Origin of the sequence: Yersinia mollaretii ATCC 43969, assembly GCF_013282725.1 — a bacterium.
Lineage (GTDB): Bacteria > Pseudomonadota > Gammaproteobacteria > Enterobacterales > Enterobacteriaceae > Yersinia > Yersinia mollaretii.
Genome location: NZ_CP054043.1, coordinates 3,704,574 through 3,721,976, shown reverse-complemented (window position 1 = coordinate 3,721,976; position 17,403 = coordinate 3,704,574). Strand labels below are relative to the sequence as shown.

The window sequence follows — 17,403 nt, the reverse complement described above, 5'->3', positions numbered from 1 at the left end:
TGATGTCAGCTCATCGGGACTTGCTCACTTGCTGCCTAGCCGCAACGCCAATGAGTTTGGATATTCCGCATGGCTCCTTGACGTTGCCGCGTTGTTAGCGGCGTTCACTCACCCGAATCACTGACTGATGTCAGCTCATCGGGATTTACTCACTTGCTGCCTAGCCGCAACGCCAATGAGTTTGGATATTCCGCATGGCTCCTTGACGTTGCCGCGTTGTTAGCGGCGCTGATTTTAGCTCAGTGCGGCAAGAATTTCACTGCTGCTGCGGACTCGCGAAATCCGGGGGAAGATGTTATTAACCGCAAATTGCTGCATCTCGGCGCTGGCCGTGCTGCAACCATCTTCGGCGATCACTAACTCATAACCCAATTCCCAAGCGGTACGGGCGGTTGATTCTACCCCTATATTGGTGGCAATCCCCGCCAGTACCACGGTTTTGATACCCCGGCGGCGCAACTGCAAATCTAAATCAGTGCCATAAAACGCCCCCCACTGGTGCTTGGTCACTTTAATATCCTGATCCGTCACCGCCAACTGTTCAGGGAAGGTCCACCATGACTGGGGCAAACCGCCCTCAGGGGCAGGGCTTGGCTGATCGACCGGCTGTTTTAACGCATCGGCGAATGTGTCAGACCACCCCACGCGCACGAAGACCACCGGAGCACCGAGCTGACGGAATTTATCGGCTAGACGCGCATTAGTCGCAATAACCTGCTCGGCACTGTAAGGGCCTTTGGCGTAGGGCAAGATTCCCTGTTGCAGATCAATCAGTACTAGTGCGGTGGTTTTTGCATCAAGTTTCATTGTTTCGGGCCTCAAGATCATGACGTGAGAATAGGGAGGGTTGGATCAATATGCTGACCAAGTTAGGCCAGCATATGTTATCGGGCACACCTTGTGAGGGGGGAAATTTGTTAAATGATGTGTTAAAACATCAATGAAAGGAATTTTGTCGTGCTGGAGCTGTGCGTTCGCTCTTATCTATGCCTCGAATTTCCTTTATAATGACTCCCTTTTTTCAACACTCTCTAATCCAAAATACCCATGCCTATATATGAATAATGAATATGCGTGCGGCATCGGCTGAGTAAAAGGATATTGTATGCGTACTGAGTATTGCGGGCAGTTGAATCTGTCCCATGTGGGCCAAGAAGTGACACTGTGTGGTTGGGTTAATCGTCGCCGTGACTTGGGTGGCCTAATTTTTATTGATATGCGTGATCGTGAAGGCATCGTTCAGGTATTCTTCGACCCGGATCATAAAGCCGCTTATGAGCAAGCTTCAGAGCTGCGTAACGAGTTCTGCATCCAGATTACCGGTACTGTACGAGCGCGTCCTGATAGCCAAATCAATAAAGATATGTCTACCGGTGAAGTGGAAATCTTTGCCAACGCGCTGAATATCATCAACCGCTCTGAGCCGTTGCCACTGGACTCTAATCAGATCAACAGCGAAGAACAGCGCCTGAAGTACCGCTATCTGGATTTGCGTCGCCCAGAAATGGCTGATCGCCTGAAAACTCGCGCCAAGATTACCAGTTTTGTTCGTCGTTTCATGGACAGCCACGGCTTCCTTGATATTGAAACTCCGATGCTGACCAAAGCGACACCGGAAGGCGCACGTGACTATCTGGTGCCAAGCCGCGTACATAAAGGCAAATTCTATGCTTTGCCGCAATCACCACAACTGTTTAAGCAGTTGCTGATGATGTCGGGTTTCGACCGCTACTATCAAATCGTAAAATGCTTCCGTGATGAAGACTTGCGTGCTGATCGCCAGCCAGAATTTACCCAGATCGATGTTGAAACCTCTTTCATGACCGCCGATCAAGTGCGCGAAGTGATGGAGAAACTGGTGCGGGAACTGTGGCAGGAAACCAAAGGTGTCGATCTGGGCGATTTCCCGGTCATGACCTTTGCTGAAGCCATGCGCCGTTACGGCTCTGACAAACCGGATCTCCGTAACCCACTGGAACTGGTGGATGTCGCGGATCTGGTCAAAGAGGTCGAATTTAAAGTCTTCTCCGGCCCGGCGAATGACGCCAAAGGCCGTGTTGCGGCACTGCGTGTTCCCGGTGGTGCACAGGTGACTCGTAAGCAAATTGACGAGTACGGCCAGTTTGTTGGCATTTACGGCGCTAAAGGTTTGGCATGGTTGAAAGTTAATAATCGCGCTGCCGGTATGGAAGGGGTGCAAAGCCCGATCGCCAAGTTCCTCAGTGCTGAGGTTCTGGAAGCGATTCTGACTCGTACTCAGGCTGAAAGCGGCGATATCCTGTTCTTCGGTGCCGATAGCAACAAGATCGTGACTGATGCTATGGGCGCATTGCGCCTGAAAGTGGGCCGTGATCTGCAACTGACTCAGTTGGGGACATGGGCACCCCTGTGGGTTGTTGACTTCCCGATGTTTGAAGATGACAGCGAAGGCGGCCTGACGGCGATGCACCATCCGTTCACCGCGCCGAAAGAGATGAGTCCGGCAGAGCTGGCAGCAGCACCGACCACCGCGATCGCCAATGCGTACGATATGGTGATCAACGGTTATGAAGTGGGCGGCGGTTCTGTGCGTATTCACCGTACTGAAATGCAGCAGCAAGTGTTCGGCATTCTGGGCATCAATGAACATGAACAGCGTGAGAAGTTTGGCTTCCTGCTGGATGCGTTGAAATACGGCACCCCTCCTCATGCGGGCTTGGCCTTTGGTCTGGATCGCTTAGTGATGCTGCTGACCGGTACGGATAACATCCGTGATGTGATCGCCTTCCCGAAAACCACTGCGGCGGCTTGTCTGATGACTGACGCACCAAGCTTTGCTAATCCTGCTTCACTGCAAGAGCTGTCTATCAGCGTCGTGGCGAAGAAAGGGGCAACAGATGCAGCGGAAGAAGAGAATCAGTAATGAATTATAAACGCCCCGAATCGATTCTGGCGGTTATCTACGCCAGATCCAGCGGTCGGGTGCTGATGCTGCAACGGCGGGATGACCCCGATTTCTGGCAGTCGGTCACCGGCAGTCTGGAAGAGGGGGAGACCCCGTTGCAAACCGCGCAGCGCGAAGTAAAGGAAGAGGTCGGCATTGATATACTGGGTGAAAATCTGGAGCTGTTCGACTGCCAGCGCTGTGTGGAATTTGAACTCTTTGCGCATTTGCGCCGTCGCTATGCACCGGGTGTCACGCGGAATAAAGAGCATTGGTTCTGTCTGGCGTTACCCGAAGAGCGAGATGTGGTGATCAGCGAACATCTCGCTTACCAGTGGCTCAATGCGGCGGATGCCGCTGCATTGACCAAGTCCTGGAGCAACCAGCAAGCGATTGAAGAGTACGTCTTTTAGGCTATTTTGGAGATATTTATGGCAGGTCATAGTAAATGGGCCAACACAAAACACCGCAAAGCGGCGCAGGATGCCAAACGCGGTAAGATTTTTACTAAAATTATCCGTGAGCTGGTGACGGCAGCACGTCTGGGTGGTGGAGATCCCGGTGCAAACCCGCGTTTACGTGCGGCCATCGATAAAGCACTGTCGAATAACATGACACGCGACACCCTGAACCGCGCCATTGCTCGTGGTGTGGGTGGTGACGAAGATAACAACATGGAAACCATCATTTACGAAGGCTATGGCCCAGGCGGCACTGCCGTGATGGTTGAATGCCTGAGTGATAACCGTAACCGTACCGTATCTGAAGTCCGCCACGCCTTCACCAAAACCGGTGGCAATCTGGGAACTGATGGCTCTGTTTCTTATCTGTTCACCAAAAAAGGCGTCATCTCTTATGCGCCGGGTTTGGAAGAAGATGCAGTGATGGATGCGGCTCTGGAAGCGGGTGCAGATGATATCGTGGTCTATGACGATGGTGCTATCGACGTGTTCACCCCTTGGGAATCGCTGGGTGCGGTGAAAGATGCTCTGGATGCGACGGGTTTAGTTGCCGAAGGCGCGGAAGTCTCATTGATCCCATCAACCAAAGCCGATCTGGATGCTGAAACAGCACCTAAATTGCTGCGTTTGATCGACATGCTTGAAGATTCTGATGATGTACAAGAGGTTTACCATAACGGTGAAATCTCTGATGAAGTTGCGGCCACACTGTAAAGCAGCATTGTCTTACTCTACACATTAGCAATATCTGTCATCATCGCTGGTCACACTCTGTGGCCAGCGTTTTTGCAGTGCCGCAGAGGCTTCATGAATGTGGTGCTTTTATCCCTCGGTATCACTAAAGTCATCTCGTTGAGAAGCCACGCGGCGAACAAGGTAAATAAATTGGTATGGCGATCATATTAGGTATCGACCCCGGTTCTCGTGTCACCGGTTATGGCGTCATCCGCCAAGAAGGTCGCCAACTCACTTATCTGGGTAGCGGCTGTATCCGTACTGTCGTTGACGATATGCCCACTCGGCTGAAGTTGATTTATGCCGGTGTGACCGAAATCATCACTCAGTTCCAACCCGATTTTTTTGCTATCGAACAAGTGTTTATGGCGAAAAACCCCGATTCAGCCTTAAAGCTGGGGCAAGCACGTGGGGCGGCGATTGTCGCTGCGGTAAATCTGGATTTACCAGTTTCCGAATACGCCGCTCGTCAGGTGAAGCAAACCGTAGTGGGAACCGGAGCGGCTGAAAAAAGTCAGGTCCAGCACATGGTGCGCTCCCTGTTGAAGCTGCCCGCGAACCCTCAGGCCGATGCTGCCGATGCCTTAGCCATTGCCATTACGCACTGCCATCTAAGCCAAAACACCCTTCGATTGGGTAATAATCAGATGACATTGGCGCGCGGCAGAATTCGTTGAGCCGCATTTTAATGCGAGCAGGTTAACTGTTATGACGGGCTGGATATCCATCCAGCCTTTTTTATGCTATAAACAGCCCATTATGTTTATACCCAAAGTGATTGAAGTTGCAGTGAACACCCCTGTAGCTTCACATACGAAGGGGATCATGGGTAAGGAGAGATTCACGTGATAGGCCGCCTCAGAGGTATCATTTTGGAAAAACAGCCCCCACTGGTGCTGTTGGAAACAAACGGTGTTGGCTATGAAGTCCAACTGCCAATGACCTGTTTTTATGAGCTGCCTGATCTAGGGCAGGAAGCCATTATCTTTACCCAATTTGTGGTGCGTGAAGATGCCCAACTGCTATACGGCTTTAATGATAAGCAGGAGCGGGCGCTGTTTCGTGAGCTGATCAAAGTGAACGGCGTCGGGCCAAAATTGGCGCTCGCTATTCTCTCCGGTATGTCAGCACAGCAGTTTGTGGCAGCGGTTGAGCGCGAAGACATTACTACGCTGGTGAAGTTGCCGGGTGTCGGCAAGAAAACCGCTGAACGTTTGGTGGTCGAAATGAAAGATCGCTTCAAGGGGCTGAATGGCGACCTGTTCAACAATACGGGTGATATCACCTTACCTGCGTCCACTTCGTCACAAATCTCTGATGCGGATATTGAAGCCGAAGCGGCTTCCGCGCTGGTGGCTTTAGGTTATAAACCGCAGGAAGCGAGCCGTTTGGTGAGCAAAATCGCTAAACCGGGTGCAGATTGTGAAACCCTGATCCGTGATGCTCTGCGGGCCGCATTATAGAAAATCATTTTATATAGCCAATGTGATTGGCGTTGCGGGCAACTATCCCCCTGCGGCTTCAAGTACCAAGGATATAAAGAGGTAGATGATGATTGAAGCAGACCGCTTGATCTCAGCGGGTGTGATCAGTGATGAAGAGAGCATTGATCGGGCTATCCGCCCGAAACTGTTGGCTGAATATGTCGGGCAACCCCATGTCCGTGAGCAGATGGAAATCTTCATTCAAGCCGCTAAACAGCGCGGCGATGCACTCGACCATGTGCTGATCTTCGGCCCACCCGGTTTGGGTAAAACCACTTTGGCGAATATTGTCGCTAATGAGATGGGGGTGAATCTGCGCACTACCTCTGGCCCCGTGCTGGAAAAAGCGGGTGATTTAGCTGCGATGTTGACCAATCTAGAACCGCACGATGTGCTGTTTATTGATGAAATCCACCGCCTGTCACCGGTCGTCGAAGAGATTCTGTATCCCGCGATGGAAGATTATCAGTTGGATATCATGATTGGTGAAGGTCCCGCCGCGCGCTCAATCAAACTTGATTTGCCCCCCTTTACCCTGATTGGTGCCACCACGCGCGCGGGGTCGTTGACCTCTCCGTTACGTGATCGATTTGGTATTGTGCAGCGCCTTGAGTTTTATCAGGTGGCCGATTTAGAGCACATTGTTGCGCGTAGTGCCAAGTGTTTGGGGCTGGAGTTAACCGCCGAAGGAGCGCACCAATTGGCACGTCGCTCACGAGGCACGCCGCGCATCACCAACCGCCTATTGCGTCGCGTGCGGGATTTCGCGGAGGTACGCGCGGATGGTGCTATCAATGGTGATGTGGCGATGAAAGCACTGGATATGCTGAATGTCGATGCCGAAGGGTTCGACTTTATGGACCGTAAACTTTTGTTGGCCGTGATTGATAAATTTATGGGTGGCCCGGTGGGGCTAGATAATCTGGCGGCAGCCATTGGCGAAGAGCGGGAGACCATTGAAGACGTATTGGAACCCTATCTCATTCAACAAGGTTTTATTCAGCGCACTCCCCGTGGGCGCATTGCGACTAACCATGCTTACAAACATTTCGGTATTACCCGCGAAGAGTAATCTAACGTGAGGGGAGAGGCAGAGAGTTAACGGCTTTAACCGGAAAGTGTGACCATAACCAATGGGGCTTATAAAGATAAACCCCATTCAGTCAAATGATTATCCACGCGCTTTTTGTGACAGGCTCAGTACAAACATCACGGCGGCGCAAAGCACGACGGAAGGCCCGGCCGGCGTGTCATACAACGCGGAGAAAGTTAAGCCGCCCGTCACGGCAATCATACCAATACCGACGGCAATTCCCGCCATCTGTTCCGGCGTGCGGGCAAAACGACGTGCCGCCGCCGCTGGGATTATCAACAGTGAAGTGATAATCAGAGCGCCGACAAACTTCATCGACAACCCTATTGTCAGTGCGGTGACTAACATCAGCAACATCCGAACTCGCTCCAGATTAACGCCGTCCACATGAGCTAGCTCTGGGCTGACGGTCATGGATAACAATGCACGCCACTGCCAGCACAACACCCCCAACACCACAATAACCCCAGCCGCAATCAGCCAGATATCACTCAGTGTCACGGAAAGGAGATCACCAAACAGATAGGCCATCAAATCGACCCGTACATTATGCATCAGGCTAACCACCACCAGACCCAGAGATAATGCGCTATGAGCCATGATCCCTAGTAGGGTATCGACTGCGAGCTGTGGTCGACGTTCCAGCCACACCAAAATCAGCGCTAGCAGCATGGTCATGGCAATGACGGCATAAAATGGATTGATATTCAGCAGCAAACCGAATGCCACCCCCAATAAAGAGGCATGGGCCAAAGTATCACCAAAATAGGACATGCGTCGCCAGACAACAAAAGATCCCAGTGGGCCAGCCGCTGTCGCCAACAAAATACCGGCTAACCAGCCTGGCAGTAATAATTCAATCATGCGTCACGACTCCCACTGTTTTTCAAAATAATCTTTCCGTGCAGATCGTGGCGATGATTATGGTGATGACGATAAACGGCTAACTGTTCGGCACCGCGATTGCCAAACATGGCGATAAACTCAGGATGCGTTGAAACCACTTCCGGCGCGCCAGAGCAGCAGATATGTTGGTTAAGGCACAAAACTTCATCGGTCTTTGCCATCACCAAATGCAAGTCATGGGAGACCATTAACACGGCGCAGCCCAGCTCCTTGCGCAATTGCTCGATCAAGTCATAAAGGGCCAGTTGTCCATTAACATCAACACCTTGCGTCGGCTCATCTAACACTAATAGCTGTGGGCGATTTAGCAGCGCGCGCGCAAGCAGCACCCGCTGGTTTTCACCGCCGGAGAGTTTTTGCATGGGTTGATCCAACAGATGTGCAGCATGTACACGTTTCAGTGCGGGCAAGATATCGGCCTTTTTGACGCCGGGTTTCAGTCGCATAAAACGACTGACTGTGAGCGGCAATGTGGCATCCAGATGGAGCTTTTGCGGAACATAACCAATGCGCAGACCCGGCTCGCGAATTAGTGTGCCGCTGGTGGGGGCAACCAATCCAAGCACCACGCGAACCAGTGTCGATTTACCCGCGCCATTTGGCCCGAGCAGGGTCAGAATTCTTCCCGGGCGCAGAGAAAGGGAAATATCATTTAGTACCCGCCGATTACCAAAAGTGACAGATATCTTATTTAGAGTGACCAATGTGGACATTATGATTACGTTTGCAGAACCGAGTGAATGTTATAATATTACGCTTTACTCAACCAAACGTCGAGAATTCGTATTATGTTACATAAAAATAAGTGGCTGAAGCGGGCCATGCTCGCCAGTGCAATTTTCATTGCTAATCCCTTTAATATGGCCTCCGCTGCCATCGTGACATCTGTTCGGCCATTAGGTTTTATCGCCTCCGCTATTGCAGATGGCGTGTTACCGACTGAAGTATTATTGCCCGATGGCGCTTCGCCGCACGATTATGCGCTTCGTCCATCGGATGTCCAGCGGTTACGCAGTGCTGAGCTGGTTATTTGGGTCGGACCGGAAATGGAAGCCTTTCTATCAAAACCTCTCTCACAAGTTGCTGATAAGAAACAAATTGCATTAGCTCAGTTACCTTCCGTTATGCCTTTGTTAATGAAAGGTGAGGAACATGATGAGCATGAAGGGGAAGATGCGGGGCATGACCATGATCATGCTAAAGATAATAGTGGCGGCGAGCATCACCATGGCGAATACAACATGCATATTTGGTTGTCGCCGACCATAGCGAAACAATCTGCAATCGCGATTCATGACAGATTATTGGAACTTATGCCGCAAAATAAGGACAAATTAGATGCAAACCTGCGCCGGTTCGAGGATCAACTAGCGCAAAATGAAAAAAATATTGCTACTATGCTAATGCCTGCCCAAGGTAAGGGATACTTTGTTTTTCATGATGCCTATGGCTACTTTGAAAAACACTTTGGCTTGAGCCCATTAGGGCATTTTACAGTCAATCCCGAAATACAACCTGGTGCGCAGCGTTTACATCAAATTCGAACACAGTTGGTTGAGCACAAAGCGTTATGCGTTTTTGCTGAGCCACAATTCAGGCCGGCCGTCATTAATGCCGTTGCCAAAGGAACAGACGTCCGTTCAGGTACGCTGGATCCCTTGGGCAGCGGCATAGTATTAGGCAAGGACAGCTATGTGAACTTTTTGTCTCAGTTGTCGAACCAATACGTGAGCTGCCTGAAGTAAGATTAAAAGGATACTCATAAGTGCAGCAGATAGTCAGAACTATCACCCTGGCGTATAACAATCTCCCTCGACCCCACCGTATTATGTTGGGGTCGTTGACTGTAATGACACTGGCCGTAGCTGTTTGGCGGCCTTTTGTTTATCACCCTGAGCATGACCCTATTGCCAAGAGCGTGGTATTAGATACCAGCCAACCCCGTATTTTATTGCCTGAAGCCAGTGAACCCATTGATCAGCCCACGCCTGATGATGAAATTCCGCAAGACGAGTTAGATGCCAAGGATGCCAGTGAAACGGGCGTCCATGAGTATGTTGTCTCTACGGGGGATACCCTGAGCAGCATTCTTACCCAGTATGGCATTGATATTTCAGATGTTTCTCTGCTTGCGAACTCAAATCGCGACCTTCGTAATCTGAAGATCGGGCAGCAAATCTCTTGGACCGTCAATGATACGGGTGATTTGCAGCGTCTGACATGGGAGATGTCTCGCCGTGAAACGCGCACTTATGACCGTGTCGGTAACGCTTTTAAAGAGACGAAAGAGCTACAAAAGGGCGAGTGGAGCAACAAAGTTCTGACTGGTAGCCTTGATGGTAGCTTTGTGACTAGCGCTAAGAAGGCCGGTTTAACTAATTCTGAAATTCGTGCGGTCACCAAAGCACTACAGTGGCAGTTGGATTTCGCGAAACTGCGCAAAGGTGATCAATTCTCGGTCTTGATGTCTCGTGAAATTCTTGATGGCCGTAGTGAGCAAAGCCAGTTAGTCGGGGTTCGTATGCGCTCTGGCGGCAAGGATTACTACGCGATTCGTGCCGATGACGGTAAATTCTACGATCGCCAAGGCTCTGGTCTGGCTCGTGGTTTTATGCGTTTCCCGACCATGAAACAGTTCCGAATCTCATCTAACTTCAATCCTCGCCGCCTTAATCCTGTGACTGGGCGTGTCGCACCACATAAAGGTGTAGATTTCGCCATGCCAGTGGGAACACCCGTGCTTGCTGTCGGTGATGGCGAAGTGGTGATTGCTAAACGCAGTGGGGCAGCCGGTAACTATGTGGCTATTCGCCATGGCCGCCAGTACACCACCCGCTACATGCATTTGAAGAAATTGCTGGTTAAGCCGGGGCAGAAAGTGAAGCGTGGCGACCGTATCGCATTGTCAGGTAACACTGGCCGCTCTACTGGCCCGCATCTGCACTATGAATTCTGGATGAACCAGCAAGCGGTTAATCCATTAACCGCCAAATTACCGCGTTCAGAAGGCTTAAGTGGTAAAGACCGCAGTGAATATCTGGCTATCGCCAAACAGGTGATTCCACAGCTGCAATTAGACTAACGGTTCTCCGGTAGCCGCACTCTGCCAGAGAGCGATAGATCTAAAATCATGGGCCTTGCCGCGGGCTAGCTGCTGCAAGGCCCATGAGTCGATCGAGTTACGAGCGTTGCTAATCCTCTGCAACTTCAAGCCCCAGCAACTTCAAGGATCACGGGTATGTTATTATTAGCCCACTGCCAACCCCAAGAGTTTCTCCATGCATAAAGATAAAAATGACGCCGCTGGCTTTATTCCGGTATTTAAAAAATCTTTCCTACACCCTCGTTTTTGGGGTGTCTGGTTGGGAGTCGGAGCAATGGCAGCGATGGCCTATGTCCCGCCCAAATTCCGTGATCCCTTGTTGGCAAGCATTGGCCGCCTTGCAGGGAAGTTCGCCAAAAGTGGCCGCCGCCGCGCCCGTATTAATCTTCTCTATTGCATGCCTGAACTGCCCGAAGCAGAGCGCGAGCATATCATCGACCAGATGTTTGCCACGGCAGCACAGCCGTTGATGATGATGGCAGAACTCTGTTTTCGCGATCCCAAAAAAGTGCTATCCCGTGTTCACTGGCACGGGTTAGATATCTTGGACGAACTGCAACGTCAAGAGCGTAATGTCATTCTGTTGGTGCCACATGCTTGGTCGATTGATATTCCAGCCATGTTATTAGCGGAGCAGGGTAAACCGGTGGCGGGGATGTTCCATCATCAGCGCAATCCGCTGATAGATTATTTATGGAATAGCGCACGCTTGCGGTTTGGTGGGCGTATCCATGCACGCGAAAGCGGCATTAAGCCGTTTATCAGTTCCGTCCGTCAGGGATTTTGGGGCTACTATCTGCCCGATGAAGACTATGGCCCTGAGCAAAGTGAATTCGTTGACTTTTTTGCCACCTATAAAGCCACATTGCCAGCGGTCGGGCGCTTGATGAAAGTCTGTCGCGCTGCGATTGTGCCGATGTTCCCAGTCTATAATTATCGTGAACATCGTCTTGATATCTATATCCGCCCACCGATGGATGACTTGGCAGATGCTGACGACGCTTATATTGCTCGTCGGATGAATGAAGAGGTTGAGTTGCTGGTTAAACCTAATCCAGAGCAGTACACCTGGATTCTTAAGCTGCTGAAGACCCGCAAAGAGGGCGAGATCGAGCCTTATGTTCGCAAGGATCTTTAACGGCAGTCATTGTCTTTGAATATCAATAACCGTTGAACATCAATAAAAAAGCCCGCTATTTTATTCATTAGCGGGCTTTTTGCTTTTGCTGGCTTAAGACAGATTATTCAACGCGAATAATCCGGCTAGTATTGGTGGTCCCAATGGTCCCCATGACATCACCTTGAGTCACGATCACCAGATCACCCGAAACCAAGAAGCCTTTATCTTTTAGACGGTTAACCGCTTCAGTGGCGGCAAGGATGCCATCAGTGTGGGTATCACAATAGACCGGAGTGACTCCACGATAGATCGCCGTCAGGTTTAAAGTATGGTCATGACGAGACATCGCAAAGATCGGTAAACCGGAGCTGATACGGGACATCATCAGCGCAGTGCGACCTGATTCGGTCATGGCGATAATTGCCGTAATACCTTTCAGGTGGTTTGCTGCATACATGGTCGACATCGCGATAGCTTCTTCGACATTATCGAATTGCACATCAAGGCGGTGCTTGGACACATTAATGCTTGGGATTTTTTCTGCACCCAGACAAACTCGCGCCATAGCAGCCACAGTTTCTGCTGGATACTGACCGGCGGCGGTTTCAGCCGACAACATCACGGCATCGGTGCCATCCAGTACGGCGTTAGCCACGTCCATCACTTCTGCTCGGGTTGGCATGGGGTTGGTAATCATCGACTCCATCATCTGAGTCGCGGTGATCACGGCGCGGTTAAGCTGACGCGCGCGGCGAATCAGTTTTTTCTGGATACCGACTAACTCAGGGTCACCAATTTCTACACCCAAGTCACCGCGAGCGACCATCACCACATCAGAGGCGAGGATGATGTCATCCATGGCTTCATCTGTTGCCACGGCTTCAGCACGTTCAACTTTTGCTACGATTTGTGCGTTGCAACCCGCATCACGCGCCAGACGGCGGGCATAATGCAGATCTTCGCCAGTACGTGGGAAGGAGACGGCCAAGAAATCCACACCAATTTTAGCGGCGGTAACAATGTCGGCCTTATCTTTTTCAGTCAGGGCTTCTGCGGACAGGCCGCCACCGAGTTTATTGATGCCTTTATTGTTGGAGAGCGGGCCACCGACAGTCACTTCGGTGAAGACTTTCATACCCTGTACTTCAATCACTTTTAGCTGTACCCGGCCATCATCCAGCAGCAGGATATCACCAGGGACCACATCAGCAGGCAGGCCCTTATAATCGATACCGACTTTATCTTTATCGCCTTCGCCTTTTGCCATGTTGGCATCAAGCAGAAATTTATCGTGCACATTAAGGAAAACTTTGCCTTCCTTAAAAGTAGATACCCGGATTTTAGGACCTTGTAAATCGCCAAGAATAGCAACATGACGCCCCAGCCGGGCGGCGATTTCACGGACTTTATTCGCCCGCAACTCATGATCTTCGGCGCTACCATGGGAAAAATTCAGGCGGACTACGTTAGCACCAGCAGCAATAATCTTTTCCAGATTATTGTCGCGGTCAGTAGCCGGCCCCAGTGTAGTAACAATCTTGGTCCTTCTGAGCCGTCTGGACATCTCTTACTCCGTTGACTTGATGAAGCATGGTGTTGTTAAAACAGCGGATAATAAATCCGAGAGTAAAATGTAACTAAGCTACAAATTTTACGACGAAACTTTTTCATGTTTTACGACGAAATCATGTCATGCATGTTATCCGCTTGCGGATGTAAAAACGATCGCATTACAAAGCGAGCTCTTTCTCAACATATCGGCTCGGGCCATAATTACCTGAGCCAAGGTGACGTCTATTTTTTAATAATACGTCAAATCGTGACGACAGAAGATGCGCTAACACAATTTTCAGGACCGGTGCCAAACAAGGCGATTTCCGCGCCTGACACGACTTCCGCGCTTTTACCTTTATTCACCGCTGTTGATATGCGGTAAACCTTTATCGAATCGTGACTCTTTCAGTGCATCTTTAACCCGTTTCAGGTTATCTCTGAATTTTGCCCCTCGACGCAGAGTAAATCCGGTCGCCAAGACATCAATTAATGTCAGTTGAGCAATACGGGACACCATCGGCATATACATATCAGTGTCTTCCGGCACATCCAACAGCAGCGGTAACGTAGCTTCGTTTGCCAATGGTGTATCGCGCGAGGTAATAGCAATCACCGTGGCATCGTTTTCACGGGCTAAGTGAGCTAACTCAACCAGACTTTTTGTGCGGCCAGTATGGGATATTAATACCACCACGTCGCCTTCACTGGAATTCATGCAACTCATACGTTGCATCACGATATCATCAAAATAAATTACCGGAATATTGAAGCGGAAAAATTTATTCATCGCGTCATGGGCGACAGCCGCTGATGCGCCAAGGCCAAAGAACGAAATCTTCTTTGCCTGTGTCAATAAATCCACAGCCCGATTGATGGCAGCAATGTCTAAATTATTTTTCGCCATATCCAGACTAGCCATGGTCGATTCGAAAATTTTACCCGTGTAAGCGGCTACACTATCATCTTCTTCAACATTTCGGTTCACATAAGGTGTGCCATTAGCCAGACTTTGTGCCAAATGAAGTTTAAAATCAGGGAAACCTTTGGTATCCAGTCGGCGGCAAAAACGGTTTACCGTGGGTTCGCTGACGTTCGCCATTTTGGCGAGTGTGGCGATACTTGAATGGATAGCTGTTTGTGGGGAGGCCAGGATCACCTCGGCGACTTTCCTTTCAGATTTGCTCAGGAGGTCCAGATTATTTTGGATATTTTCCAGCGTATTCATATAACGAGAGTCACCCATGGGTTTTACCGATTTCATTTAAAGGAGAAATCTATGTCGGTTTAATGAAAATATACTACGAGCTGGGACCCGTTGGCAGTGGCATCTGGTTGGAAGTGAGGCTTTTTCACCAGAATATGACCTGTGTCTAATTTTCATAATGGTAAATGGTTGTCAAAATCGTCATAAAATTACATTTTTAAGTTGCGCGGCCTGATTTGACGCGGCTTGCCGCCTGAATGGATGTTTTTTAACCTTTTTTGATGCACTTTTATCTGGGTTTACTGGCTATAGCCAAAGAGAGTACATTAGTAATGTAAGAAAATTACAAATATCCTGCAACGAGGAGAATAACATGGCGGTAACTAATACAGGCCAAGCAGCCCAGGCGTGTGATCTGGTGATTTTCGGCGCTAAGGGAGACTTGGCTCGCCGGAAACTGCTGCCTTCCCTTTACCAATTAGAGAAAGCGGGTCACATCCACCCTGATACTCGGATTATCGGCGTAGGCCGTGCCGATTGGGATAAAGACGCGTACACAGCCGTGGTAAAGGAAGCCCTCGATACCTTTATGAAAGAGACATTGGACGATGAATTGTGGCAAAAGCTCAGTTCGCGTCTCGATTTTTGTAATTTAGATGTCAATGACAGCAAGCATTTCACCAAATTGGGCAAAATGCTGGATCAAAAAAATCGCACAACCATTAACTACTTCGCGATGCCACCGAGCACTTTTGGCGCGGTTTGCAAAGGATTGGGTGAAGCGGGGCTGAATAAAGAGCCAAGCCGGGTGGTGATGGAGAAACCGCTGGGGACGGATTTGGCCTCCTCTCGGGTGATTAATGATCAGGTGGCTGAATACTTTAACGAGTGCCAAGTCTACCGTATTGACCACTATTTGGGCAAAGAGACGGTGTTGAACCTGTTAGCACTGCGGTTTGCCAACTCATTGTTTGCCTCCAACTGGGATAACCGCACCATTGATCACGTGCAGATCACGGTAGCAGAAGAGGTGGGTATTGAAGGGCGCTGGGGCTATTTTGATCAGGCCGGACAGATGCGCGACATGATCCAAAACCACCTGCTGCAAATCCTGACCATGATTGCAATGTCACCGCCCGCCGACCTGAGCACTGACCGTATCCGTGATGAGAAAGTGAAAGTACTGCGATCGCTGCGCCGTATCGATCACACCAATGTGCGGGAAACGACCGTGCGCGGTCAGTACACGGCTGGGTTTGTGCAGGGTAATAAAGTGCCGGGCTATCTGGAAGAAGAGGGCGCGAACAAGAGCAGTAACACTGAAACGTTCGTCTCTATCCGGGTTGACATTGATGACTGGCGTTGGGCTGGGGTGCCGTTCTATCTGAGAACCGGTAAGCGCCTGCCAAGCAAATGTTCAGAGGTGGTGGTTTACTTCAAAAACCCTGCGCTGAACCTATTCCGCGAGTCCTATCAACAATTGCCGCAGAACAAGCTGACTATCCGCTTGCAACCGGATGAAGGCATCGAAATTGAAGTGCTGAATAAAGTGCCGGGTCTGGAGCATAAGCACCGCCTGCAAACCACCAAACTTGACCTCAGTTTCTCTAAGACGTTTAACGAACAGCATCTTGCTGATGCTTACGAGCGTCTGCTTCTGGAGACCATGCGTGGCATTCAGGCTCTGTTTGTGCGCCGTGATGAGGTTGAGGAAGCATGGAAGTGGGTGGACTCCATCATGGATGCATGGGCTGCGGATAACGAAGCGCCTAAGCCATATCAGTCTGGGACATGGGGGCCGGTGGCCTCTGTCGCTATGATCACCCGCGATGGCCGTTCATGGAACGAGTTCGAGTAAGTTGTCGTTAGAATAAGTTGATGACCCTGCACACCATCAGAGGTGATTTTGATGGTGTGTCGCCGTCAGGGAAGCAGGGCGGGCCGCTAGGGGCAGGAAGCCCGCGCAATAATAAAGAGCCGTTAGCTGGCTCGCATTCTGATTCTTTATGACAGGCGGAAAACATCTGTAGATCTTCTGCCTGCCATATTTCAACTGGCACCTTAGGGTGAGTACATGCCAATCGGCATAAGTGGAGATAACAACTGATGAAAAGCTGGAAAACGAGCGCAGAACAGATCATGACCGCAGGCCCTGTTGTCCCGGTGATTGTGATTACTAAGCTCGAGCAAGCTGTACCCTTAGCAAAAGCGCTGGTCGCAGGCGGCGTTCGGGTACTGGAAGTGACGTTGCGCACCCCTTGTGCTGTTGAGGCTATTCGCGCTATTGCCAAAGAAGTGCCTGAAGCGATTGTCGGTGCAGGCACTGTGCTGAATCCGCAGCAGTTGGCTGAGGTGGTTGAGGCGGGTGCACAGTTTGCCATCAGCCCTGGGCTGACGGATGAACTACTTAAAGCTGCCACTGAAGGCGATATCCCGTTGATTCCAGGGATCAGTACTGTTTCAGAGCTGATGCTGGGCATGAGCTATGGTCTGCGTGAGTTTAAATTCTTCCCAGCGGAAGCCAACGGCGGTGTTAAAGCCTTGCAAGCCATCGGCGGCCCATTCTCACAAGTGCGTTTCTGCCCTACAGGTGGGATTACACCAAACAACTACCGCGATTATCTGGCGCTGAAAAGTGTATTGTGTATTGGCGGTTCATGGTTGGTTCCGGCGGATGCGCTGGAAAAAGGTGACTATGCTCGCATTACTGAATTAGCGAAACAAGCGGTTGCGGGTGCCACTGCCTAAGCTGTTCTAACAAATCAAACTCCCGGCCAGCTGGTCAGGAGTTTGTCGGTTATCTAAGGCAGGGTTTCCCCT

At 50.4% G+C, this 17,403-nt stretch carries 16 protein-coding genes; 11 read left to right on the top strand and 5 right to left on the bottom strand.

What is annotated here, in order from left to right; genetic code table 11:
- Positions 1-234: 234 nt before the first annotated feature.
- Positions 235-807 (bottom strand): hydrolase, encoded by a 573-nt coding sequence (locus HRD69_RS16615; protein WP_050537911.1) that lies wholly within the window; start codon positions 805-807, stop codon positions 235-237.
- A gap of 298 nt (positions 808-1,105) precedes the next feature.
- Between HRD69_RS16615 and aspS the strand changes: the two genes are divergently transcribed.
- From aspS to ruvB, 6 genes are all read left to right on the top strand, one after another.
- Positions 1,106-2,902 (top strand): aspartate--tRNA ligase, encoded by a 1,797-nt coding sequence (aspS, locus tag HRD69_RS16610; protein WP_004874178.1) that lies wholly within the window; start codon positions 1,106-1,108, stop codon positions 2,900-2,902.
- A complete protein-coding gene (nudB, locus tag HRD69_RS16605) occupies positions 2,902-3,336 on the top strand; it encodes a dihydroneopterin triphosphate diphosphatase (RefSeq protein ID WP_032813494.1) in 435 nt (144 codons plus the stop codon). Before aspS ends, nudB begins: the two co-directional genes overlap by 1 nt.
- An 18-nt stretch (positions 3,337-3,354) precedes the next feature.
- Positions 3,355-4,098, top strand: coding sequence for a YebC/PmpR family DNA-binding transcriptional regulator (locus HRD69_RS16600; protein WP_004874179.1), 744 nt, complete (start codon positions 3,355-3,357; stop codon positions 4,096-4,098).
- Positions 4,099-4,274: 176 nt separating this feature from the next.
- Entirely contained in the window at positions 4,275-4,796 is a 522-nt protein-coding gene (gene ruvC, locus HRD69_RS16595; protein WP_004874180.1) for a crossover junction endodeoxyribonuclease RuvC, read from the top strand.
- 168 nt (positions 4,797-4,964) lie between these two features.
- On the top strand, positions 4,965-5,582 hold the full coding sequence (ruvA, locus tag HRD69_RS16590) for a Holliday junction branch migration protein RuvA (RefSeq protein WP_032813497.1): 618 nt from the start codon (positions 4,965-4,967) through the stop codon (positions 5,580-5,582).
- A gap of 88 nt (positions 5,583-5,670) precedes the next feature.
- The gene (gene ruvB, locus HRD69_RS16585) at positions 5,671-6,675 is read left to right on the top strand and encodes a Holliday junction branch migration DNA helicase RuvB (RefSeq protein ID WP_032813498.1); all 1,005 of its coding nucleotides are present in this window, start codon (positions 5,671-5,673) and stop codon (positions 6,673-6,675) included.
- A 99-nt stretch (positions 6,676-6,774) separates the two neighbouring features.
- Here ruvB and znuB read toward each other — a convergent pair whose 3' ends face one another.
- Positions 6,775-7,560 carry a zinc ABC transporter permease subunit ZnuB gene (gene znuB / locus HRD69_RS16580; RefSeq protein WP_032813500.1) on the bottom strand — a complete coding sequence of 262 codons (786 nt, stop codon included), beginning with the start codon at positions 7,558-7,560 and terminating at the stop codon, positions 6,775-6,777.
- A complete protein-coding gene (gene znuC / locus HRD69_RS16575) occupies positions 7,557-8,315 on the bottom strand; it encodes a zinc ABC transporter ATP-binding protein ZnuC (protein WP_004874184.1) in 759 nt (252 codons plus the stop codon). The genes znuB and znuC overlap by 4 nt, the downstream gene beginning before the upstream one ends.
- 75 nt (positions 8,316-8,390) lie before the next feature.
- On the opposite strand from znuC, the gene znuA reads away from it, so the two are divergent.
- The 3 genes from znuA (at position 8,391) to lpxM (ending at position 11,843) form a co-directional block, all read left to right on the top strand.
- Entirely contained in the window at positions 8,391-9,347 is a 957-nt protein-coding gene (gene znuA, locus HRD69_RS16570; RefSeq protein ID WP_004874185.1) for a zinc ABC transporter substrate-binding protein ZnuA, read from the top strand.
- A 20-nt stretch (positions 9,348-9,367) separates the two neighbouring features.
- Complete coding sequence (mepM, locus tag HRD69_RS16565) at positions 9,368-10,684, top strand: murein DD-endopeptidase MepM (RefSeq protein ID WP_032813501.1); 1,317 nt, start codon at positions 9,368-9,370, stop codon at positions 10,682-10,684.
- Between the two features lie 196 nt (positions 10,685-10,880).
- Positions 10,881-11,843, top strand: a complete 963-nt coding sequence (gene lpxM, locus HRD69_RS16560; RefSeq protein ID WP_004874187.1) for a lauroyl-Kdo(2)-lipid IV(A) myristoyltransferase — start codon at positions 10,881-10,883, stop codon at positions 11,841-11,843.
- Positions 11,844-11,946: 103 nt separating this feature from the next.
- Here the strand turns inward: lpxM and pyk are convergent, their stop codons facing one another.
- Both pyk and HRD69_RS16550 read right to left on the bottom strand, forming a co-directional pair.
- Positions 11,947-13,389 carry a pyruvate kinase gene (pyk, locus tag HRD69_RS16555; protein ID WP_004874188.1) on the bottom strand — a complete coding sequence of 481 codons (1,443 nt, stop codon included), beginning with the start codon at positions 13,387-13,389 and terminating at the stop codon, positions 11,947-11,949.
- Between the two features lie 345 nt (positions 13,390-13,734).
- Positions 13,735-14,604 (bottom strand): MurR/RpiR family transcriptional regulator, encoded by an 870-nt coding sequence (locus HRD69_RS16550; protein WP_049605681.1) that lies wholly within the window; start codon positions 14,602-14,604, stop codon positions 13,735-13,737.
- A 352-nt stretch (positions 14,605-14,956) separates the two neighbouring features.
- Here HRD69_RS16550 and zwf point away from each other — a divergent pair, with 352 nt between their 5' ends.
- A complete protein-coding gene (gene zwf, locus HRD69_RS16545) occupies positions 14,957-16,441 on the top strand; it encodes a glucose-6-phosphate dehydrogenase (RefSeq protein ID WP_032813506.1) in 1,485 nt (494 codons plus the stop codon).
- Positions 16,442-16,689: 248 nt separating this feature from the next.
- Positions 16,690-17,331, top strand: a complete 642-nt coding sequence (locus HRD69_RS16540; protein WP_004874192.1) for a bifunctional 4-hydroxy-2-oxoglutarate aldolase/2-dehydro-3-deoxy-phosphogluconate aldolase — start codon at positions 16,690-16,692, stop codon at positions 17,329-17,331.
- Positions 17,332-17,403: the final 72 nt, after the last annotated feature.